A 20,715-nucleotide genomic window follows, 5' to 3' on the forward strand; every position below is an offset into this window, starting at 1 on the left:
AGAATAGGCGAAAATGCCTGCGGAGTCAACTTATTCGGGCCGGTTGAACGAGGCGGAACCGACTTCGAACGGCGTGGTTACGCCCTCATACATCAGATGCATAGACATGCCGACGGCCGCGTGGGACAGATTGTGGCAGTGATCCATCCAAAGCCCCGGATTGTCGGCGACGAAGGCAACCTCGTAGACGTCTCCCTGTCGAACGTCCAGCGTGTCGGACCACCAGGGACTGCCGGTGCTTCGTTCCCCGTTGCGAGACAAGACGAGCATGTGGTGGCCGTGCAGGTGCATCGGATGATCGACTTGGCCGTGGTTCGCGATGGTCACGCGGACTTTCTCCCCTTGGCGGACCATGAACATCGGCGTCTTCGGGAATACTTTGCCGTTGATGGTGTACAGGTTCGTGAAGCTTCCATTATAAAAGCCGAACTTGTTGTCCAGCAGCATCGTGAAGTTCCGGTCGTAGGTCGTCTTGTCGTCGAAGGGAACGTCGGCGGGCTCACCGTAATGAAGAGGGTTGAATACGCGGGTCGCGGGGATGTCCGGAATCTCGCCGGTTCCGTCCTTGCTGAGCAGAATACCGCGATTTTTGGAGCCGCCGACACTCAGGAACACGGGATGATCCGGCATCGTGAAGACGAGATCCGCTCTGCTGCCGGTCGTGAGCTCGAGGTGCGTATCGGTCAGCTCGCCCGGCTTGTTCAGCTCCGTCCCGTCGATGGCCGCGACGCGAAATGGAGTGCCGACCAGCGTGAAGCGCCGGATGACCCAGTCATCCGTGCTGATCAAGCGAAGCCTTACCGGCGTGCCGGGGGCCACCGCCTCCCGGCGGATCGGGTCGGATGTTTGGAACGCCCGTTCGTTCGCGAGCGCGACGATGTCTTTGACCTTGGGGTCCTGGCCGGCGGCCGGCTCCACGACGAGCGGGCCGAACAGCCCGCGCTTCACCGCCTCTTGGGAATCCTGGTGGGAATGGTACCAAAACGTCCCGGTCTGCTCGGGGCGAAACCGGTAGACAAAAGATTCGCCGGGGCGCACGGCGTTTTGCGTGGCCCCGGCTACGCCGTCCTGCGCGTTCGGGATGTCGAGTCCGTGCCAGTGGATCGTGACGCCCTCGGCGATATCCCGGTTGGTCAGGACGACCTCGACCAGCTCGCCTTGGCGCATCCGCAGCTCTGGGCCCGGCAGCTGGCCGTCAAAGGTCCAGGCTTCCTTCGTTTTGCCGGAGCCGAGCTTCACTTGGGTTTTCTGGGCGGTGAGCGCGAAGCGGCGGTCCGGCGTGCCCGACACATCCCCGGTCAGCTCGGTGACCGGGACGGCGGGCGCGCCGGCGCTTGCGGAGGCCGCTTGGACTTCGACTTGTCCGGAGGAGACATGGGGGAAGTCCGTTCCGCCGCCGTAATCCATCGTGCCTTCGTCCATGCGCACATGATCCGGCAGACGGCTCGCCTGCGCGTTCAGCGCGATGCCGCCCGTCGCGATCGCGCCGACGACCGCCAGCATGGCGAGCGCGCGCATCGACCGTTTCCAAAGCGGAGGAAGCGTCGCGGCCGAGGCGTTGCGGTCGTTCAGCAGCCGCTTCCACCGGTGCCAAGCCAGGTTCGCCGCGAAGACGACGACAAGGCCCAGGATCATGAGCGGTAGCATGACGTCCGCCGGGACGAAGGGAACGGGAACGGCGAGGAAAAAATAGATGGCGGTCAGCGCGCACAGCGCGGTGGCGCGAAGCGGGACGACGAGCAGCGGATGGGACGCTTGTCGGAACAGCTCGGGGTCCAGCGGCGCTCCGGTCCGCCGCCCCGACTCCCGCGCGATCCAGTAGATCCGCGGAAGCACGCAGCCGATGACGAACAGGGTCGGCATTACGACGAGCGGCAGATGAACGCTCACGAAATCCTGGGAAAGCATCCAGGGCGAGTAGGCCCACACTTCGAGCGCCGACCAGATTTGCAATCCGATGGAGAGCAGCAGCAAGGCCATCCAGAGGACGGTCCTGCGGGTCTTGCGTTTCAGCCGCTCCGCCGAACCGCCGTATCTCAGCTTGGCGGCGCTAGCTCCGGCCCGCCAGGCGAAGAAGGCGACCAGGAACAGGGCGCCGATTTCCAGATTGCTCCACAGACTATACATAAAGGCGAAGCTCCTTCCGCACGGTATCTTGCTCACCATTCCATCTTAAGACGGACGCGGCGAAGACCGAACCGTCCGAAGCAGGGTTTTGAACCCCGACCTGAGGTGGAGGACGGGTCCGACTAAGGTTGCTCGATGCGGATGCTGCCGCTGTCCGTGCGTACCTTGATCAGCTCTTTGGTCTCCCGTTTGGATTCGGGGGCCTTGATGGAGCCCGAATCGGACTTCAGGTCGTAGAAGCCCCCGAAGCTGGAGGGAAGCTGGATCCGCACGCTGCCGGAATCCGTCTTGACGTCGACGTCGGACGTGTCTTCCTTTTGAACCCGCACGCTGCCCGACTGGCTTCTGACGACGACCGCGCCGGTGACGCCGCTCAGCTTGGTGCTGCCCGAATCGGCCGAAGTCTGAAGCTTGGCCTTGATGGACTCGCCCTGGATGCTTCCCGATTCCGACTTTACGGTCAGACTTTCGCCGGTGTAGCCGGCGAGTTGAATGCTGCCGGAGTCTCCGCCGACGGACCAGTTCGTGCCGGAGATGTTCGCCAGGTGCACGCTCCCGGAGTCGGATTTGACCGTCCCCTCGCGCGCCGAGGCGTCGTTCAGATGCACGGAGCCGGAGTCGGATTTGACGACCAAGGAGTCGAGCAGCGCCCCGTCGGCGAGCGCGACCGTGACCGTCTGCGATTCGTTGAACTTGACGAAATTGAAGTCGAAGACGAACCAGCGCGACTTTTCGTTCAAGTTCAGCGTCAAGGCGCCATTCGAAAGGCGGGTTTCCCGCAGGCGATCGGCGATCTCCTTTTCGACCTTGCCCTCGAAGAGGATGGTGTCCTTCCCGTCCTTGCTCGGAACGAATTTCACGTCGATCCGCTTGTAATCGTTGTAGACGTTCAGGGCGTGCAGCTCGTCCTTGTCGAACACCCATTTTTGCTCGTGAAAGGCCAGATCTTTCGATCCCTTGTTGCCGTAGTTCAGTTGGTAAAAGGCGAGTCCGCCCGCCCCGATCAAGATCAATCCGAGTGCGATCAATAGCCATCTTTTCATGCGTAAGTCCTGCCTCTCCATAAGTTCACGTTCCAGCGGAGATACTCCGCCGTCAGCCATATCCAAAGCTTGGATGCATAATAGGTCGCAACCATCAACAGCAAGCCGATCCCAATGGCGACGAGCGTCGCGAACAGGCCTACAGGGGGAATGTGCGCGTTGTTCAGCCAGCCGAGCACCACGACGCCCGGCGACAGCAGCAGACCCAGCGTGGCGGCGGCGACGCCGAGGAGCACGGACCAGAGGGCGGCGCCGATCGGCAGCATGACGACGTTGAGGAAGAAGAGCAGGATCGTCACGCCGAAGATGCGCGCCGGATCGCGCTGAGGCGGCGCCGGAGGCGGAGCGGGCGGGGAGGCGAAGCCCAGCGTCTGCGCGGCGACGTGCATCGGGTCGCCCAGTTCCGCGGCGATCTGCGCCTCGGACTTGCCGATCTGCTCGCCCGAAAGGAAGTAAGCTTCGATATCGTTGAGCATGCGTTCCCGGTCCGCGCCGGGCATCGGTTCGAGATAGCGGCTGAGCGTGTCTAGGTACTGGTTCTTGTTCATCGCGTTCTCCTTGTCGAGGGTCGTTGCGGCCGTTTCTTCGGACGACCGTTACCCCGTGTCGTTGCCTCCCATTGTAGTGGATTTCCAATCGATTCCGAACCGACGCCGGAACGGTTTTGAACCCCGACTTAAGTAGGGGGCGGCCGTCCGCTTCCGGTCTCGCCGTTTGATGCCCGGCCTGGAAGGGTAATCTGAGACGAAGGAACCTTCGATTTTCGATGCATGCTTATTCCTCGGTCGGGCAAGCCTATTTTTGAACGCCGACGCAATTTGGACTATATTTCGCCACATTTTTGTGATAAAATGTTCACATATAGCAACGCTTTCATAAGGAGGTTGGCTATGATGAAGAAGGACATGACCACCGCATTGAAGTGGATATCGGGCGTCATCATCGGTCTTGGCATCCTGTTCAGCGCCTTCAATATGCATCAATTCAGCGACGAGAATCTCGGTCTGATGATCGGGCTCGGCTTTTTGGTCGGGGGATTGCAGATTTTGCTCTTCGGGGTCGCCGCTCCGCTCATGATGAGAAAGTCGGAGCAAGCGTCTGACACGGACCCGTCGAAGGAGCCTGCCTGACCTAGCGCGTAATTGGATAATGACCCAAAGGCTGCCGCAGCGGAGAATTTTTTCCGCATCGCGGCGGCCTTTTTTCGCGCTTTTGTTTGAACAAAGGTCGAATTGGTGAACAAATTATTGCTAAATATCAAACAATGATTGACGCATTTGTTAACAGTAGAGAACACCGCTCGTCTTTTTGCTATGTTAAAGGCATAGCGCGGCACCCGGTCCGGATTCGGGTCTGTGCAAGCGAGCGCAAAGCGGCTATCGAGGAGTGGAAGCAAATGAAGTGGAAGGGAACGTACCGACGGATCGCGGCCTTCATGACGATGGTCCTGACCACCGTTCTTTTGGCAGGATGCAGCGACGTAGTCGTGCTTAACCCCAAAGGCTCCATCGGCCAGCAACAGATGGATTTGATCCTGATCTCTACCGTCCTATGCCTGATCGTCGTCGTCCCCGTATTGGTGTTGACGTTCTGGATCGCTTGGCGGTACCGCAAGAGAGATAAGAATCAAGCGGCCTATCAACCGAACTGGGATCACAGCACGAAGCTGGAGACGATCTGGTGGGGCATCCCGATCATCATCATCGCCGTCTTGGCCGTGATTACCGTTCAATATACGTACAAACTCGAGCCTTCGAAGCCGATCGAGCACGAAGCCGAGCCGATCGTCATCCAGGTCACCTCGCTCGACTGGAAGTGGATGTTCCTCTATCCCGAGCAGGGAATCGCGACGGTCAACTATTTGAAGTTCCCGGCGAACCGGCCGGTGCGATTCGAGCTGACTTCGGACGCGCCGATGAACTCGTTCTGGATTCCCCAGCTTGGCGGCCAGATCTATACGATGTCCGGCATGGCGATGAAGCTGAATCTGATCGCCGACGAGCCCGGGGAATACAAGGGCGCGGGCGCGAACTTCAGCGGCAAGGACTTCGGCCAAATGAACTTCGTCGCCACAGCGACGTCCGATGCGGATTTCGAAAAGTGGGTCGCGGACGTGAAGAAGTCCTATCCCGCGCTCACCAAGGAAGGATACGTGGAGCTCGCGAAGCCGGGCACGTCGCTCGTCCGTTCGTTCTCCTCGTTCCCGAAAGGCCTGTTCAACGATATCGTCATGAAATACCAGGTGGACGGATCGGGCCATCATCACGGCGGCGGCTCGGAAGCGGCCTCCGGCGCCAAGGAAGAAGGCGTCAAGACCGCCTCCGGCGCGCAGGGGGCGTCGGACCGCGACATGTCCGCGATGGCCGGCCACGACATGTCCGCTAAGACCGATCAAGGCATGACGTCGCACAATCATAACGGTTAAAGGAGGGGACCCACTTGAAAATCAACAGTTTATCCGATTTCTTCGTCACCGGGGACCCGCTGATCTACGGTGCGGACGTCGCCATCGGCTTGACGATGGTCGCGGTCGTTCTCGTGCTGACCCTGTTCAAGCGATGGGGCTGGCTCTGGCGCGAATGGCTCACGACCGTCGACCACAAGCGGATCGGCATCATGTACGTCATCGCGTCGCTCCTCATGCTCTTCCGCGGCGGCATGGACGCCTTGCTCATGCGGACGCAGCTCGCGATGCCGAACATGGAGTTCCTGAAGCCGGATCACTATAACGCGATCTTCACGACGCACGGCGTCATCATGATCCTTTTCATGGCAATGCCGCTAATGTTCGGCCTGTTCAACCTCGTCGTGCCGCTGCAGATCGGCGCGCGCGACGTCGCGTTCCCGTTCCTGAACTCGCTCAGCTTCTGGCTGTTCTTCATGGGCGCGATGCTGTTCAACCTGTCGTTCGTCATCGGCGGTTCGCCGGATGCCGGATGGCTCTCTTACCCGCCGCTGTCCGAGAAGATGTTCAGTCCCGGTGTGGGTCAAGACTTCTATATCTGGGGCATTCAGATTTCGGGGATCGGGTCGCTCATGACGGGGATCAACTTTATCGTCACGATCCTCAAAATGCGCGCGCCGGGCATGAAGCTCATGAAGATGCCGATGTTCTCCTGGTCGGTTCTCTCGAGCTGCCTGACGATCATCCTGGCGTTCCCGATCCTGACCGTCACGCTTGCTCTGCTGTTCATCGACCGCTACTTCGGCGCGCACTTCTTTACGCTCGACGGCGGCGGCAACCCGATGATGTACATCAACCTCATCTGGATGTGGGGCCACCCCGAAGTGTATATCGTCATCCTGCCCGCATTCGGGATTTTCTCCGAAGTGGTCGCGACGTTCTCGCGCAAAAAGCTGTTCGGCTACAAGTCGATGGTATTCGCGCTGATGAGCATCAGCTTGTTCTCTTTCTTCACCTGGGCGCACCACTTCTTCACGATGGGCTCGGGCGCGGACGTCAACGCATTTTTCGCCTTGACGACGATGCTGATCGCGATCCCGACCGGGGTCAAGGTGTTCAACTGGTTGTTCACGATGTTCCGGGGCAAGATCACGTTCGAGTCTCCGATGCTGTGGACGATGGGCTTCATTCCCTGCTTCGTCGTCGGGGGCATGACCGGCGTTCTGCTGTCCGTGGCGCCGGCGGACTTCCAGTTCCACAATAGTTACTTCCTGATCGCGCACTTCCACCAAGTGCTCATCGGCGGCGTAGCGTTCGGCTACTTCTCCGGGCTATACTACTGGTGGCCGAAGGTGTTCGGCTTCAAGCTGAACGAGAAAATCGGCCGATACGCCTTCTGGTTCTGGAACATCGGCTTCTACGTTTGCTTCATGCCGCAATACGTTCTCGGCCTCATGGGCATGACGCGCCGCGTCAGCACGTACGGCTGGGATTCCGGCTGGTGGGAGTGGAACTTCGTTTCCACGATCGGCGGCTTCCTAATGGGGATCGGCTTCCTGTTCCAGGTGTGGCAGATCCTGCACAGCATCAAATTCATGGAACGCGTCTCCGGCGATCCGTGGAACGCGCGCACGCTGGAATGGTCGATTCCGTCTCCTGCGCCGGCCTACAACTTCGCGACCATCCCGCACGTCCGGGAGCGCGACGACTGGTGGGCGACCAAGGAGCGCAAGGCGCAAGGTCTCCCCGAGGAGCCCCGCGCGCCGCTTGAGCCGATCCATATGCCGAAAAACTCGGGCATCCCGATCATCATGTCGGCCTGCTGGTTCGTCGCCGGCTTCGGCCTCGTATTCGACTGGCTGTGGCTCGCCATCCCGGGCTTCATCGGCATAGCGGCCAGCATGCTCGCTCACTCGTTCAACTACAATACCGATTACTACATTCCGGTCGATGAGATCGAACGCACGGAAGCTGCAGCAGGGAGGGTTGTCTAATGGCACACGGCGGAAATCACGCGGCCACGCATACGCACGGTCATGAAGGGCATCCCGACCAAGAAGCGCTGCGCATGATGGGCTTCTGGATCTTCCTGATCACGGACTGTATTTTGTTCGGCACGCTGTTCGCGACCTACGTCGTCCTGCATGGCAGCACCGCCGGCGGGCCGACGGCGTCCGAGCTGTTCGAGATGCCGGGCGTCATCGCCGAGACGTTCATCCTGCTGACGAGCTCCTTCACGAGCGGCTTGGCCGTCCTGGCGATGAACCGGGGCAACAAGCGCGGCCTCATCGGCTGGCTCGCCGTCACGGCGATTCTCGGCGCCAGCTTCATCGGGCTCGAAGTGACCGAGTTCGTGAAAATGGTGCACGAGGGTGCAACGATCGGCACGAGCGCATTCCTGTCGGGCTTCTTCACGCTCGTCGGCACGCACGGCCTGCACGTCTCGATCGGGCTCGTCTGGATGATCGCGCTGATGATCCAGCTGGGCCGCCACGGCATCAATTCGGTGACGAAGCGCAAGGTAGGCGTCGTCAGCTTGTACTGGCACTTCCTCGACGTCGTCTGGATCTTCGTCTTCACCATTGTGTATATGATGGGGGTGAAGTAAGATGGCGCAGCAGCATCCGCACTCGACGCACGGACATGACGCGCACGATTCGCATGGTCACGACAGCCACGAGTCGCACGGCTCCTTGAGGTCGTACGTCATCGGCTTCGTCCTGTCGCTCGTTTTGACGGCCATCCCGCTCATCGTCGTGCTGAACGACATGGTGACCGGCACCGCCGCGAACATCGTCCTGCTCGGCACCGCGATCCTGCAGTTCGTCGTGCAGCTCTTCTTCTTCATGCACCTGAAGGAAGAGAAGAAGCCGCGCTACAACCTGCTGGCCCTTATCCTCGGCCTCGTCATCGTTCTCACGATCGTGGCCGGCTCGATTTGGATCATGACCTACAACAGCGTGGGTTGAGCATAGCGAAAAAAGGGAAGAAGCGAGGGGGGCCTCGCTTCTTCCCTTTTTGTGTTGGGGGAAGGTGCGGTGGTTGTAGGGGTGCTGAGTGCAGCTGGGCAAATGGTTAGCTTGGCGAAATATCCGGCTGCGGCGTGCGGAAATTCCGCATAACTCCCACCGGACACGCCGCATTCCAACTGAGTTATCCCGAAATTCCGCACAACTCACACCCGACGTGCCGCATTCCCACCGAGTTATCCCGAAATTCCGCATAACTCCCGCCGGACACGCCGCATTCCAGCTGAGTTATCCCGAAATTCCGCATAACTCCCGCCGGACACGCCGATTCCAGCTGAGTTATCCCGAAATTCCGCACAACTCACACCCGACGTGCCGCATTCCCACCGAGTTATCCCGAAATTCCGTATAACTCCCGCCGGACGCATCGCGCGCCCGCTGCAACCCGTGCCAACCGCTAAATCGCCCGTACGGAGCCGCCGTCGACGAGCAGCGCTTGGCCGGTCATGTAGCTGTTGGCGGGGCTGGCGAGGAAGGCGACCAGCCGGCCGAATTCCTCCGGCGTTCCGTAGCGGCCGGCTGGGATGCCGGTTGCGGCGTCCGCCTGGACTTGGTCCAGCGGCCGGCCGGCGCTTTGGGCGTTTGCCCGGTCCAGCTCGACGATGCGGTCGGTGGCGAACCGGCCCGGACCGACCGTGTTGATCAGGATGCCTTCCCTCGCGAGATCGGCGGCGAGCGACTTGGCCAAGCCGACGACGCCGACGCGGAAGGTGGAGGACAGCATGAGGTTGTCGATCGGCTCCTTGATGGAGCTGGACGTGAAGTTGACGATGCGGCCGAAGCCCTTCGCCCGCATATGGGGCAAGGCCGCCCGGATGGCGCGGATATAGCTGAGCAGCGTCAGCTCGAACGCCGACTGCCAGTCCGCGTCGGACAGCTGGTGGAACTTGCCCGGACGCGGCCCGCCGGAGTTGTTGATCAGTATGTCGAGTCCGCCGAACCGGTCCACCGTTTCCCGCACGGCGCGCTCGATGTCGTCGGCGCGGGTGATGTCCGCGACAAGCGCGAGCGGCGGGCGCCCGACGCGAGCCGCGATCTCGTCCGCCGTCCGGCGGATCGTCGCCTCGTCCCGACCCAGCACGGCGACGTTGGCGTCCTCCAGCGCGAGCGCCAGGGCCGTCGCTTTCCCGAGTCCCTTCGAGGATGCCAGCACGAGTGCAGGTTTGTCCTTCAATCCTAAGTCCATGGCGATGCGCCTCCTAGGAAAACGTAATGGAATGCGACACGCTGCACGAATTCAAGCGTTTCTCCGCTCAAACGCCTTGCGTTTTTACGAATTCAAGTGTTGCTCCGCTCCCGCTCTCCCTCTGGCAGAGCGAGAACGAAGCCGTGCGGGACTACTCGCCTTCGTTCCACGGATTGAGGTGCACGAGCACCTCGACGACGTCGGGGTCGCTCTCCATGATGCGGCGCTTGATCTCCCGGCCGATGTCGTGGCCCTGCTGGATCGTGTAGTGGCTCGGCACTCCCACGCGCACGTCAACGATGATATAGTGGCCGTGCTCGCGCGCACGCACGCGGTCGATCCGCTTGATCTCGTCGAGCGAAGAGATCAAGCGCTCGTAGCCGCCAAGCTTCTCGGCCGGGACGTTGCGCTCCATCAGGATGTCGACGGCGTCCGAGCCCATCTCGTACGCGAGCTTGAGGACGAGCAGCGAAACGACGATACCGGCGACCGGATCGCCGTATCCCGCCCACGGCCAATTCAGCCGATGGCCCACGATGCCGACGCCGATGCCGATCACGGCGGCGAGGGAGGCGTACACGTCCGCCAAATGGTCGTAGGCGGTCGCGAGCACGCTTTTGCTCTTGGCCGCTCGCCCGACGCGGATCGTGTACATATATAGGGCTTGCTTCCAGACGAGCGAGATAACCGCCGCGACAAGCGGCAGGTAGCTGTGCTCGCCCTGGGGCGGCTCGGTCAGCGCCAAGATGGACTGATAGCCGATCCAAAGCGCGGCGGCCGCCAGGATGATGGCGACGAGCGCGGAGGCGACGACCTCCGCTTTGCCGTGTCCGTATGGGTGGTCTTCGTCCGCCGGTTTTTTGGACACCATCGAAGAGGTGAGGGCGGCGACCGTCGCGATGATGTCGCCAGCGTTGTGCACGCCGTCCGCGACGAGAACGGGACTGGCGAACAGGAGGCCGACGGCGATCTTTAAGACCGTTAATACAATGTTGCTGATCAGGCTGATCCAGATGGCCAGCAGGCCGGCGTGTTGCCTCGACGTCACCTTCATTGCTCCTTTGTAGCAATGGCTCCGCAAGCGGTCCTTTTGCGATATTTTACCACAGTCGATTCTCGTTACCTAATCCCGGGCGTTGCCCGCATACCCCGAGCGGCGGTACAATAGAAGCATCAGTCGGCATCGGGAAAGGAAGTTCCGCACATGAGCCTAACATCGAGCACGACCCAACTTTTTTCGCTGGTCGCTTCGCTCGCGGCCGGGGCGACCGTCATCGCGGTCCGCCTCCGCGCGACCAAGAAGCCGGCCACGCTAAGCAAGATCATCGCGCCTCCGCTCGGGATGGCGACCGGCTTTCTCATGTTCGTCTCGCCGCTCGTTCGGGTCCCTTGGCTATGGGCGCTGGGAGCGTTTCTCGTCGGCGCGCTGTTCTTTTCATATCCGCTCATCCTTACTTCGCGCTTCGAGGTGGCGAACGGGCACGTTTATCTGAAACGGTCGAAAATGTTCATCGTGATCATCGTCGCGCTGCTCGCCGTGCGCATCCTGCTGCACGACGTCGTGGAGCGGTATGTCAGCATTCCGCAGACGGCGGGGCTTTTCTTCCTGTTGGCATTCGGCATGCTGCTGCCCTGGCGCCTCGTGATGGTCAAGCGGTTCAAGGCGGTTGAGCGCCGCTTGCTCGGCTCGCCAACCGCCTAATGGGCCTCATGCGGACCCCTGGTCCGGCCGACGGCCGGATCTTTTTATGTCATTAATATTACATTTATAGTTATATCAATGTTATAATACAACTAAATTTCGTTATTTTATGTTATGAATGTTGACATAAATCTACGCAGCGCCTAAAATGACAATCAATACCATCCTTGCCGGAACGCACGGCAAGCTGCACGGATACCCACACAAAAGGAGGAAAGGCTTCTCTCCTCCGCGTCCGCCCGAAGGGGAGAGCCGCCCCGCATGGAACTATGGAACGCCATTGCTTCGTTGACCCCTTCCTCCTCCCGTTATTATGACGAGATGTACGACGGCGCCGCCGTCCGACCGCATTACGAACGGACGCAGAGTGTCCTGTCCCGCATGAGCTACGAAGAACGCGCCGCCCGGCAGCGCGCGATGAACCGACGTTTGCTGGAGGAGGGCATCACCTTCACGCTGCCGCAGCCCGATCAGGCGGACGGCCTCGAGCGGACGATCCCGTTCGATCTCGTCCCGCGCATTATCCCGAGCGAAGAGTGGGAAACGATCGAGTCGGGCGTCAGCCAGCGCGTGCGCGCGCTCAACGCATTTTTGCACGACGTTCATCACGAGCAGCATATTTTCCACGACGGACTCCTTCCTCGTCGCATGATCATGAGCAACCGCTATTTCCGCACCGAGATGATGGGACTTCGCGTTCCCGGCGGCAGCTATATTACGGCCTCCGGCATCGATCTGATCCGGGACGATAAGGGCGGCTACTTCGTGTTGGAAGACAATCTCCGAGCGCCGTCCGGCTTCTCCTACCTCTTCAAGAGCCGCTCGATCATGACGCACGATTTTCCCGAGCTGTATTTCTCCCATGCCGTCCGCGGCGTCGACCGCTCGCTCGACGCTTTCCGCTCGGCGCTGCGGGGGATGGCGCAAACCGACAAGAGCGATCCCGTCCTTGCGCTGCTCACCCCGGGCAGCTACAACTCCGCCTACTTCGAGCATACGTTCCTCGCGCAGCAGATGGGGCTTGAGCTGGTGGAGGGGCGCGACCTCGTATGCCGCGACCATAAGATATATATTCGCGGCTTGAACGGCCTGCGCAAGGTCGACGTCCTGTACCGGCGCATCGACGACGACTTTCTCGATCCGCTGGCCTTCCGGCCGGACTCGATGCTCGGCGTGGCGGGGCTCATGAACGCTTACCGGTTCGGCAACGTCGCCATCGCGAACGCGCCGGGGACCGGTGTGGCGGACGACAAGGCGATCTATACCTTCGTCCCCGACATGATCCGATATTACCTGAACGAGACGCCGATTCTCCCAAACGTGCCGACCTACCTCATGAGCCGGCCGGAGGAACGCGAATACGTCCTCGGGCGGCTGGAGGAAATGGTCGTGAAGGAGACGTCGCTCTCCGGCGGCTACGGAATGCTGGTCGGCCCTTCGTCGACCGAACGGGAGCGGGAGCGCTTCGCGGCCAAAATCCGCGAGAACCCTGACAACTACATTGCCCAGCCGACGATCCGGCTGTCGACGGCGCCGGTCTGCCTGGACGGTCAGTTCGTCTCTCGGCATATCGACCTGCGGGTGTTCGCCCTGATGAACGGCGGGCAAGTGCATGTGCTGCCGGGCGGACTGACCCGCGTCGCGATGAAGGAAGGCTCGCTCATCGTCAATTCGTCCCAAGGGGGCGGCTGCAAGGATACATGGGTATTAGCGCGATGAAGGAGGGGGACGCGATGCTGGATCGCATGGCGGAATCGTTGTTTTGGTTGGGACGTTACGCGGAAAGGGCGGAGAATCATGCTCGGCTGATCGACGTGTATTATCATCTGCGAGAGGACGCCGACGGCTCCGACGAGGCGGTGTGGAGGCGCATCGTGGGCGCGATCGGGGATCGGTCCGCCTACGAAGGGAAGTACCAGACATACCGGGAACGGGAGGCGATCCACTTCCTGACGCTGGACGCGAGCCAGGACAACGCCCTGATCGTTTGCGTGGCGCAGGCGCGCGACAACCTGAAGAAGATCCGGGAACGCCTGCCCTCGGAGCTGTGGAATCTGCTGAACGGCTTCTATCTCTGGCTGCGTCAATCCGACGCGGACGGGGTGCTTCGGGATCCGCACCGCTTTTTCGAACGGGTCAAGGAAAGTCTTGCCGCCTTTCAGGGAATGTCCGTGTCCATCGCGCTGCGGGACGCCTCCTGGCACCTGATGGAGAGCGGCAGGTACCTCGAACGATCGGAGAACATCGTCCGGCTGCTCCAGTCGATGCGGCAGACGGCGGCGGAGTCGGGCGGCTCCTCCTACGCCTATCTCATGGCGGTGCTGAAGTCGGTCGGCGGCTACGAAGTCTATCGGCGCCTCGGCGCCGAAGAGATGAGTCTGGAGGAGGTATCCTCTTTCCTGCTACTGCAAGAGCCTTTTCCGCGATCGGTGCATTATGCGCTGGCGGCGTTCGAACGGGAAGTGAGGGCGGTCCGGGGCGGCGCGGACAAGACGGGCGCCGGGCTTGAACGCATCATCCGGCTGGCCGGCAAGGCGCGGTCGGAGCTGGATTGGCTGGAGCGTCAAGATCTCGCGGGCGAGATGCTGGACGGTATACTGCTGCAGCTCTCCGGAACGAACCGGCAGCTCGGCGAGGCGATGGCGAAAACCTTTTTTTCCTCCGGAAAGGAGGTTATCGCATGAAGCTCGAGATCTGTCACGTGACGAAATATCGCTACGGGGCGCCGGTGGCGGACAGTGTCAATGAGCTGCGCCTCGCGCCGCGCACGGATGAGCGCCAGGCTTGCTACCAGCACGTCCTGACAGTCGAGCCGAACGTGACGATGATGTCTTACGAGGATTACTTCGGCAACCGCGTTCATGCGTTCACGGCCGGCGAGCCGCATCGCGAGCTCGCGATCGCGTCGCGCTCGACAGTCGTCACTCGTGATTCGGAGATAAAGCGCCAGACAGAGGAGGCGCCGGCCGCGTCGTGGGCGCGCGTCCGCAGCGACGCGTTCGCGGACAAGTTCGCGGAATACTTGCTGCCGAGCGCGTACGTGACGTTTCAGTCGGCGACGTCGTCCTACGCCGCTGGCCTCGTCGCCGGCGAAGGGGGCGTCTTCGACTTCGTCAAAGGGGCATCGGCGAGAATATACGGGGACTTCGAGTACAAGCCGCTCTCCACCGGCGTCCAGACGACGGCGGACGAGCTGATCGGCATCGGCGCGGGCGTGTGCCAGGACTTCGCGCACCTCTTGCTTGCCGTCTGCCGCATTCGCGGCGTGCCCGCCCGTTACGTCAGCGGCTATCACTTCGTCGGGGATCTGCAAGGGCGCAATGCCGACTTCGAACAGGCTTCCCACGCCTGGGTCGAAGCGTACGTTCCGGGCGTCGGCTGGCTCGGCTTCGATCCGACGAACAATGGGCTCGCGGACTGGCGATACGTCAAGCTGGCACATGGGCGGGACTATCAGGACATCGTGCCGGTTAAGGGCGTCTATCGCGGAACGGGCGAGCAGGAGCTGACCGTGAAGGTGGACGTTCAATTGGCGGCGGGGGAAGTCGAAGAGGAGCGCGTTACTCCGGGCTAATGGCAAACGGGGCAGACATTATGGGGCTGATGAATCGCATGCAAAAGGGCCGCTCCGCGTCCCCGGTCGTTAGTGACCGGGAGCGGGAACGGCCCTTTTCGTCAGACACGCGATTCGGGCGTCAAGCCGTGCCCAAGGTCACGCCCATCTTGCGAAGGTATTGCCGGTAAGCGATGCTGACGCGGTCGCAACGAAGCGACAGTTCGGCTTGCAGATCGAGCGGCAGATTCTCGGGCTTTTGGTTCTCGACGATCGGCTTGTCCTGGGCAAAGATCATGTCCTGAAACGCGACGATCTCCTCGTCGGTCGTTCCCGTGTCGTAGTTGAACGAGAGGATGCCGTAGGCGACGGACTTGCCCTCGGAGACGGGGCGGATCGTGAGCAGGATGGTCATCAGGTTGCCCGTCTCGCGGTCGCGCTTGGTGAAGCGGACGGTGAGAGGACGCACGATCGCATACGTGTAGTAGACGTACTTGGCCTGACCGGAGCCGTCCGGGTCCGGCTGGAAGACGGCGATCTCCTCCGAACGGATGCCGTCCTCGTCCTCGATCATCCGGTAGTCACCGACGACCGCATGCTCCGGGACGCCGAGGTAGCCCTGGTGGATGAAGGCCAGATGGCCGACGTCGAGGAAGTTCTCCGCGATCCGCGGAGGATTCGCCAGCACCTCTTGCGGTCCCCAGATGACGCTGCGATAGGAGGCATCCTCGTATTCGGGATAGAGAAGGAGAGGAGCGTCGCTGCCGCCGAGGTTCACCCAGACGAGCCCGTACCGCTCCTGGCAGGCATAGGTGCTCGCCTTGGCCTTGAGCGGAATGGCCTGCCCTTCGGAGAGTTGCGGGATTTTGGCGCAGGCGCCGTCCGTCTCGTACTCCCACTCGTGGTACGGGCAGACGAGGCGGCCTTCGCGGACGCAGCCGAGCGAGAGGGCGGCGCCGCGGTGGACGCACAGATCGGCGAAGCAGTGGATGCCGCTCTCCGCGCGAAACAGCACCAACCGTTGGCCCAGCATCGTGACCGGCACGGGGCGGTCTTGGACGTCCGAAGCGCGGCAGGCGACGATCCAATCGGCAGCCAGGACGGGGTCGAGCGTGTTCATGAAAGGGTCCTCTTTTCCTGATTCGAATGAGTATGCCTCAATTTTAGGACAAGGTGACGATGAGGTCAACAAATACGAACAATTATTTCTATAGTTGTAACAAACGTACGTAAATTCTCTATACAGCTTGTCGAAATTCGTCTATAATCAGACGAGTCAAGTAAAAACGGCTTTGTCGTCTTCCTGGACGGCGACATGTTTTTATCGGAGGTCACAGAAATGGATAGGGTAAAACTTATACATTCTGTATGACCAAGGAAAAACGGTTCCGTGGTTCCAAACATTCCGTTCCCCATCCAAGGAGGTAACCCCCGCGCCATGCAAGGTGAATCGGTAAGCCAAGCGCCCGGCACCAATCTGATCGTCGGCGTCGACGACAAAATCAGCTACCCCAAAGCGTTTCTTCTAGGACTGCAGCATGTCCTGGCGATGGACCTGTACATCGCCCCCATCATCATCGCCGGTTTGCTGTCGCTCAGTACCGGAGACACCTCGTTCTTCATCCAGATGTGCTTCTTGGCCACCGGTATCGGCACGCTGATCCAGACCGGATTCGGCCTGCGGCTGCCCGTCGTCCAAGGCCCCTCCTATATCCCGATCGGCGCGATGTCGGCCATCGGCGGCAAGCTCGGGCTTGCGGCGATGACAGGCAGTCTCCTTCCCGGCGCGCTCCTTATCGCCATCCTCGGCGTGCCGCTGAAAATCTTCGCCAAAGCGGTGCGCAAAATCGTTCCGCCGATCGTCGGCGGCACCGTCATCATGGTCGTCGGCGTCACCTTGATCCCTTCCGCCATGAACTCCATCTTCACCTATTCGGGCAACATGGGGCACAACGTCATCGTCGCGGCTGCATCCGCCGCCGTTCTCGTCACCTGCATCCTGCTCGGCGGCAAGATGAAGGGCTACGGCACGTTTTTCCGCCTGATGGGCGTCATTATCGCGATCGTGGTCGGCACCGTCGTCGCTTCGTCCTTCGGCACGGTCGACTTTTCGCCGGTCCGCGAAGCCGCTTGGTTCTCGCTGCCGAAGTTCTTCCCGTTCGGCACGCCGACGTTCGACTGGAGCGCGGTGCTCACGATGGCGTTCGTCTATCTGATCGTCCTGCTCGAAACGACCGGCACATGGTTCGTCGTTTCGTCGGTTACCGGCAGCGAGTTGAGCGAAAAACGGCTGAACCGCGGCGCTTTCGGCGAAGGCCTCGGCTGCTTCGTCGGCACCCTGTTCGGCGGTTCGCCGATGACGGGCTACTCGTCCAACGCGGGTCTGATCGCCATTACCGGCGTGGCAAGCCGCATGGCGATCATGGCGGCAGGCGTCATCCTGCTCGCACTCGGTCTTATTCCGAAACTGTCCGTTCTTATCACCTGCATCCCGGATACGGTCATCAACGGCATTTTCGCCATCGTGTGCGTCGCCATCTTCATGAACGGCCTCAAGGTTGTCCAGCCTCTCAAGATCAACGACCGCAATATGATGATCATCGGCATCCCGATCGCCCTGACGCTAGGCTGTACGGTGTTCCCGAAGGACGTGCTGTACACGCTGCCCGACTTCGCGAATTACATCCTGTCATCCGGAACGGCTGTAGGCGCGATTGCGGCGCTTGTCCTTAATCTCGTCATCCCGAAGGGCAAGGAGCAGGAAGGCGAAGCGGCCTGAATCGGAACGTTCGGTTTTTAATGTTCGGATTTTAGGTATATCAATGAACTAAATGGACAAACGATATTCGTATTTTCGAAAAAACACGAATGATCGTGACATCCGATACTTGACGTGTGCGGATAAATAGCGTACGATGGGGTTCGTGATCCGCGATTCGGGTGCGTTGTCCGATTCCGCGAACATGACCTAACGATATCGACGTCCATTCGTATATTCTCGGCAATACGGGCCGAGAGTCTCTACCGGGAACCGCAAATTCCTGACTACGAAGGAGGTGGAGCTTTCCACATCCTTTGTCGGTCGGGAATTTTTTTTGGTCATACAGAATTTATAAGTTTTCACGTCTTTCCATTTCTGTATGACCGACGATAAAAACGTGTAGCCGTCTAGGAAGACGGCAAAGCCGTTTTTACTTGCATGCGCATCTTTACTCTTCTAAGACCGGACGCGCCGCCGCTCCAGCGGGAGGCGGACCGTCCCATTCGGGAGGCTGAACATTCATGAGCGCTTATGATGTCATCGTCGTCGGAGCCGGCCCGGCCGGTATTTTCACTTGTTATGAGCTCACGCGCAAAGCGCCGCACCTCAAGGTGCTGTTGGTCGACAAAGGCCACGAAATCCGCCGCCGCAGCTGTCCGATCCTCGAGGAGAAGATCCAGCTGTGCCCGCCTCCCGCGGGGAAAAAGGAGTTCGCCGGCTGTCTGCCCGCATGCTCGATCACGGCTGGCTTCGGCGGCGCGGGGGCGTACAGCGACGGGAAGTTCAACATCACGACGGAGTTCGGCGGCTGGATGACCGACTATCTGGCGCCTTCGCAGGTGCTTAGCCTCATTAAGTACGTGGACGAGGTGAATCTCGAGCACGGCGCGACCCACACGCTGACGGACCCGACGACCGAGGTGGTCAAAGGCATCGAGCAGCGCGCTTACGCGGCGGGGCTGAAGCTGCTGCGGGCGCAAGTGCGGCACCTTGGCACCGAACAGAACCTGGAAATCCTCAAGTCCATTGCGAACTTCCTCGAGGACAAGATCGAGATGCGCTTTAAGACGGAGGTCGCGGACCTGCTCACGGTCAAGGAGAACGGCGGGCATACGGTCAAGGGCATCCTGCTCAAAAACGGGGAAGAGCTGTATGCGGATCAAGTCGTCGTCGCGCCGGGACGCGACGGTTCGGCTTGGTTGACCGAGGTGCTGAAGAAGCGCCGCATCAAGATGCACAACAACCAGGTTGACGTGGGCGTGCGCGTGGAAACGAGTGACGTCGTCATGCGGGAGATCAACGAGCATCTGTACGAAGGCAAATTCGTGTTCAACACGTCGGTCGGCACGCGGGTGCGTACGTTCTGCAGCAATCCGTCGGGTCACGTCGTTGTCGAGAACCATAGCGGCGTCATGGCCGCCAACGGCCACGCGTTCAAGGATCCGGCGCTCGGATCGGCCAACACGAACTTCGCGCTGCTCGTCTCGCACAAGTTCACCGAGCCGTTCGACAAGCCGAACGAGTACGCCCGGGAGATCTGCAAACGCGCGAACGACCTGTCGAGCGGCGGGGTCATCGTGCAGAAGTACGGCGATATCCTGCGCGGCCGCCGCTCGACGGCGACGCGCATCCACGAGGGCTTCCTAGAGCCGACGCTGAAGGAAGCGGTGCCGGGCGACCTCGGCCTCGTGCTGCCTTACAACACGATGAAGAGCCTGGTCGAGATGGTCGAGGCGCTGGACAAGGTGACGCCGGGCATTGCCTCGGAGCACACGCTGTTCTATGGCGTGGAGGCGAAGTTCTACTCGGCGCGGCCGCAGCTGACCGACAAGTTCGAGACCGAGATCGCGGGCCTCTACTGCGGCGGCGACGGCGCGGGTATCACGCGCGGCCTCGCGCAAGCAGGCGCGGCGGGCGTGTGGGTGGCGCGCGCGATCGCGGAGCGCAAGCTGGCGTAACGCCGCGGGGCGTGCGGCGTGGGCGAAGGCCGGACGGCGTGCAGGCGAGCCGCGTAGCCAAGGGCGGCTGAGGGAGGGCTGGCGCTGCGTATGGGGAGGCGCGCTGGCGGGCTGCGGGTGGCGAAGGCGCTAGCGAAGGCGGGTCGACGCGCAGGCAAGCCGCTTACGCCGGAGGCGAGAGCGAAGGTTGGCCTCATGCGTGAGTAAGATCTTATCAGCGGCATATCCGCCGTATAGGTGGTACTGGATGGAATGGTTTTATAGGTAAAGACGAGAAGGGCGATCGATCGGAGCCGCGGGGGCTTTGTTGATCGTCTTTTTTGCTTTGGTACAAGGAAAGAGAGGGTCCAGGACTCCTACATAGCTAGATGCTAACCGAGCCACTCGCGAGTCCGTTCCCGGACCCAGGCGTGTCGATGCGACCAGGCTGTCCAAGTTTCTCGCATCCAGTGTTCGAGCATGGCTTCGCGTCCGGCTTCCGTTTTTTCCTCCACGACAGTGTGAACGGTGACAGTATACATGGGCGCGGGTGCCGGAAGGAGCGATTCCCAGTTCCGTTTTTGGCTGCCGAGAATGGCGTGGACGCGCTGCACCTGACGCCCGTCGAAGCTGTGCTCCAAGGCGTAATAAAGCCCGATCAGCGAGAAGGCGACGGTAATGTTCTTCATCCCCGCTCCCGCATGCTGAGCTTGGTAAGTATCGAGCGAATGTTGGTGAATAAAGCGGTCGTCGCTAAGGCTCAGGGTGTAGAAGCACAGCGACTGGTACGCTTCAAAGCAGGCGCCGGAGGCCTGCAAGCCTTTGGGAGCTTCGGACGGCGAGGGGCCGTGCGGCCACCCGCATCCCGGACAGCGGATCGGCGAATGGGACATTGGATTTCTCCTTTTCACAGGTGGGGCGGAGATCGTATTCGGCTCAACGAGCATATTTACCGCGATGGCACCGATTGGTA

General features: G+C 60.9%; 18 protein-coding genes and 1 riboswitch. Of the genes, 11 read left to right on the plus strand and 7 right to left on the minus strand.

All coding sequences use genetic code 11. The features are described 5' to 3' along the window. Positions 1-30: 30 nt before the first annotated feature. From LKX83_RS18815 to LKX83_RS18825, 3 genes are all read right to left on the minus strand, one after another. On the minus strand, positions 31-2,127 hold the full coding sequence (locus LKX83_RS18815; protein WP_227883832.1) for a multicopper oxidase family protein: 2,097 nt from the start codon (positions 2,125-2,127) through the stop codon (positions 31-33). Between the two features lie 122 nt (positions 2,128-2,249). After that, a complete protein-coding gene (locus LKX83_RS18820; RefSeq protein ID WP_227883833.1) occupies positions 2,250-3,170 on the minus strand; it encodes a DUF4097 family beta strand repeat-containing protein in 921 nt (306 codons plus the stop codon). Continuing rightward, positions 3,167-3,718: a DUF1700 domain-containing protein gene (locus tag LKX83_RS18825; protein ID WP_227883834.1), complete on the minus strand. Its 552-nt coding sequence runs from the start codon at positions 3,716-3,718 to the stop codon at positions 3,167-3,169. Before LKX83_RS18825 ends, LKX83_RS18820 begins: the two co-directional genes overlap by 4 nt. Positions 3,719-4,060: 342 nt before the next feature. Between LKX83_RS18825 and LKX83_RS18830 the strand changes: the two genes are divergently transcribed. From LKX83_RS18830 to cyoD, 5 genes are all read left to right on the plus strand, one after another. Further along, a complete protein-coding gene (locus tag LKX83_RS18830; RefSeq protein WP_227883835.1) occupies positions 4,061-4,300 on the plus strand; it encodes a hypothetical protein in 240 nt (79 codons plus the stop codon). Between the two features lie 266 nt (positions 4,301-4,566). Further along, positions 4,567-5,595 carry a ubiquinol oxidase subunit II gene (cyoA, locus tag LKX83_RS18835; protein WP_370639100.1) on the plus strand — a complete coding sequence of 343 codons (1,029 nt, stop codon included), beginning with the start codon at positions 4,567-4,569 and terminating at the stop codon, positions 5,593-5,595. 14 nt (positions 5,596-5,609) lie between these two features. After that, entirely contained in the window at positions 5,610-7,568 is a 1,959-nt protein-coding gene (locus LKX83_RS18840) for a cbb3-type cytochrome c oxidase subunit I (protein WP_227883836.1), read from the plus strand. Continuing rightward, positions 7,568-8,182 carry a cytochrome o ubiquinol oxidase subunit III gene (gene cyoC / locus LKX83_RS18845; RefSeq protein WP_227883837.1) on the plus strand — a complete coding sequence of 205 codons (615 nt, stop codon included), beginning with the start codon at positions 7,568-7,570 and terminating at the stop codon, positions 8,180-8,182. The genes LKX83_RS18840 and cyoC overlap by 1 nt, the downstream gene beginning before the upstream one ends. Before the next feature lies 1 nt (position 8,183). Next, entirely contained in the window at positions 8,184-8,543 is a 360-nt protein-coding gene (gene cyoD / locus LKX83_RS18850; RefSeq protein ID WP_227883838.1) for a cytochrome o ubiquinol oxidase subunit IV, read from the plus strand. A 457-nt stretch (positions 8,544-9,000) separates the two neighbouring features. On the opposite strand, the gene LKX83_RS18855 is transcribed toward cyoD, so the two are convergent. Beyond that, positions 9,001-9,789 carry an SDR family oxidoreductase gene (locus LKX83_RS18855; protein ID WP_227883839.1) on the minus strand — a complete coding sequence of 263 codons (789 nt, stop codon included), beginning with the start codon at positions 9,787-9,789 and terminating at the stop codon, positions 9,001-9,003. Positions 9,790-9,940: 151 nt separating this feature from the next. After that, the gene (locus tag LKX83_RS18860; RefSeq protein WP_370639101.1) at positions 9,941-10,837 is read right to left on the minus strand and encodes a cation diffusion facilitator family transporter; all 897 of its coding nucleotides are present in this window, start codon (positions 10,835-10,837) and stop codon (positions 9,941-9,943) included. Positions 10,838-10,993: 156 nt separating this feature from the next. Here LKX83_RS18860 and LKX83_RS18865 point away from each other — a divergent pair, with 156 nt between their 5' ends. The 4 genes from LKX83_RS18865 to LKX83_RS18880 all read left to right on the plus strand — a co-directional run bounded on the left by LKX83_RS18865 (position 10,994) and on the right by LKX83_RS18880 (position 15,065). Continuing rightward, positions 10,994-11,491, plus strand: a complete 498-nt coding sequence (locus LKX83_RS18865; RefSeq protein WP_227883841.1) for a CcdC family protein — start codon at positions 10,994-10,996, stop codon at positions 11,489-11,491. 261 nt (positions 11,492-11,752) lie between these two features. Continuing rightward, entirely contained in the window at positions 11,753-13,210 is a 1,458-nt protein-coding gene (locus LKX83_RS18870; RefSeq protein ID WP_227883842.1) for a circularly permuted type 2 ATP-grasp protein, read from the plus strand. 14 nt (positions 13,211-13,224) lie between these two features. Continuing rightward, entirely contained in the window at positions 13,225-14,175 is a 951-nt protein-coding gene (locus tag LKX83_RS18875; RefSeq protein ID WP_227883843.1) for an alpha-E domain-containing protein, read from the plus strand. Further along, entirely contained in the window at positions 14,172-15,065 is an 894-nt protein-coding gene (locus tag LKX83_RS18880) for a transglutaminase family protein (RefSeq protein ID WP_227883844.1), read from the plus strand. Before LKX83_RS18875 ends, LKX83_RS18880 begins: the two co-directional genes overlap by 4 nt. Before the next feature lie 121 nt (positions 15,066-15,186). Here LKX83_RS18880 and LKX83_RS18885 read toward each other — a convergent pair whose 3' ends face one another. After that, positions 15,187-16,164 carry an aromatic ring-hydroxylating dioxygenase subunit alpha gene (locus tag LKX83_RS18885; protein ID WP_227883845.1) on the minus strand — a complete coding sequence of 326 codons (978 nt, stop codon included), beginning with the start codon at positions 16,162-16,164 and terminating at the stop codon, positions 15,187-15,189. A gap of 318 nt (positions 16,165-16,482) precedes the next feature. On the opposite strand from LKX83_RS18885, the gene LKX83_RS18890 reads away from it, so the two are divergent. Next, complete coding sequence (locus LKX83_RS18890) at positions 16,483-17,823, plus strand: uracil-xanthine permease family protein (RefSeq protein ID WP_227883846.1); 1,341 nt, start codon at positions 16,483-16,485, stop codon at positions 17,821-17,823. Positions 17,824-18,012: 189 nt separating this feature from the next. Further along, positions 18,013-18,112: riboswitch (purine riboswitch) on the plus strand. 214 nt (positions 18,113-18,326) lie between these two features. Further along, positions 18,327-19,763 (plus strand): NAD(P)/FAD-dependent oxidoreductase, encoded by a 1,437-nt coding sequence (locus LKX83_RS18895; RefSeq protein ID WP_227883847.1) that lies wholly within the window; start codon positions 18,327-18,329, stop codon positions 19,761-19,763. A 371-nt stretch (positions 19,764-20,134) separates the two neighbouring features. Here the strand turns inward: LKX83_RS18895 and LKX83_RS18900 are convergent, their stop codons facing one another. Further along, positions 20,135-20,635 carry a DUF5946 family protein gene (locus tag LKX83_RS18900; protein ID WP_227883848.1) on the minus strand — a complete coding sequence of 167 codons (501 nt, stop codon included), beginning with the start codon at positions 20,633-20,635 and terminating at the stop codon, positions 20,135-20,137. Positions 20,636-20,715 lie beyond the last annotated feature (80 nt).

The sequence above is a fragment of the Cohnella baijiui genome, from assembly GCF_020731285.1.
Lineage (GTDB): Bacteria > Bacillota > Bacilli > Paenibacillales > Paenibacillaceae > Cohnella.

Bases quoted from the DNA above. Each gene is read 5' to 3' on its own strand.
- LKX83_RS18815 (WP_227883832.1), bottom strand. From the start codon at position 2,127: ATGTATAGTCTGTGGAGCAATCTGGAAATCGGCGCCCTGTTCCTGGTC.
- LKX83_RS18820 (WP_227883833.1), bottom strand. From the start codon at position 3,170: ATGAAAAGATGGCTATTGATCGCACTCGGATTGATCTTGATCGGGGCG.
- LKX83_RS18825 (WP_227883834.1), bottom strand. From the start codon at position 3,718: ATGAACAAGAACCAGTACCTAGACACGCTCAGCCGCTATCTCGAACCG.
- LKX83_RS18830 (WP_227883835.1), top strand. From the start codon at position 4,061: ATGATGAAGAAGGACATGACCACCGCATTGAAGTGGATATCGGGCGTC.
- cyoA (WP_370639100.1), top strand. From the start codon at position 4,567: ATGAAGTGGAAGGGAACGTACCGACGGATCGCGGCCTTCATGACGATG.
- cyoC (WP_227883837.1), top strand. From the start codon at position 7,568: ATGGCACACGGCGGAAATCACGCGGCCACGCATACGCACGGTCATGAA.
- cyoD (WP_227883838.1), top strand. From the start codon at position 8,184: ATGGCGCAGCAGCATCCGCACTCGACGCACGGACATGACGCGCACGAT.
- LKX83_RS18855 (WP_227883839.1), bottom strand. From the start codon at position 9,789: ATGGACTTAGGATTGAAGGACAAACCTGCACTCGTGCTGGCATCCTCG.
- LKX83_RS18865 (WP_227883841.1), top strand. From the start codon at position 10,994: ATGAGCCTAACATCGAGCACGACCCAACTTTTTTCGCTGGTCGCTTCG.
- LKX83_RS18870 (WP_227883842.1), top strand. From the start codon at position 11,753: ATGGAACTATGGAACGCCATTGCTTCGTTGACCCCTTCCTCCTCCCGT.
- LKX83_RS18875 (WP_227883843.1), top strand. From the start codon at position 13,225: ATGCTGGATCGCATGGCGGAATCGTTGTTTTGGTTGGGACGTTACGCG.
- LKX83_RS18880 (WP_227883844.1), top strand. From the start codon at position 14,172: ATGAAGCTCGAGATCTGTCACGTGACGAAATATCGCTACGGGGCGCCG.
- LKX83_RS18885 (WP_227883845.1), bottom strand. From the start codon at position 16,164: ATGAACACGCTCGACCCCGTCCTGGCTGCCGATTGGATCGTCGCCTGC.
- LKX83_RS18890 (WP_227883846.1), top strand. From the start codon at position 16,483: ATGCAAGGTGAATCGGTAAGCCAAGCGCCCGGCACCAATCTGATCGTC.
- LKX83_RS18895 (WP_227883847.1), top strand. From the start codon at position 18,327: ATGAGCGCTTATGATGTCATCGTCGTCGGAGCCGGCCCGGCCGGTATT.
- LKX83_RS18900 (WP_227883848.1), bottom strand. From the start codon at position 20,635: ATGTCCCATTCGCCGATCCGCTGTCCGGGATGCGGGTGGCCGCACGGC.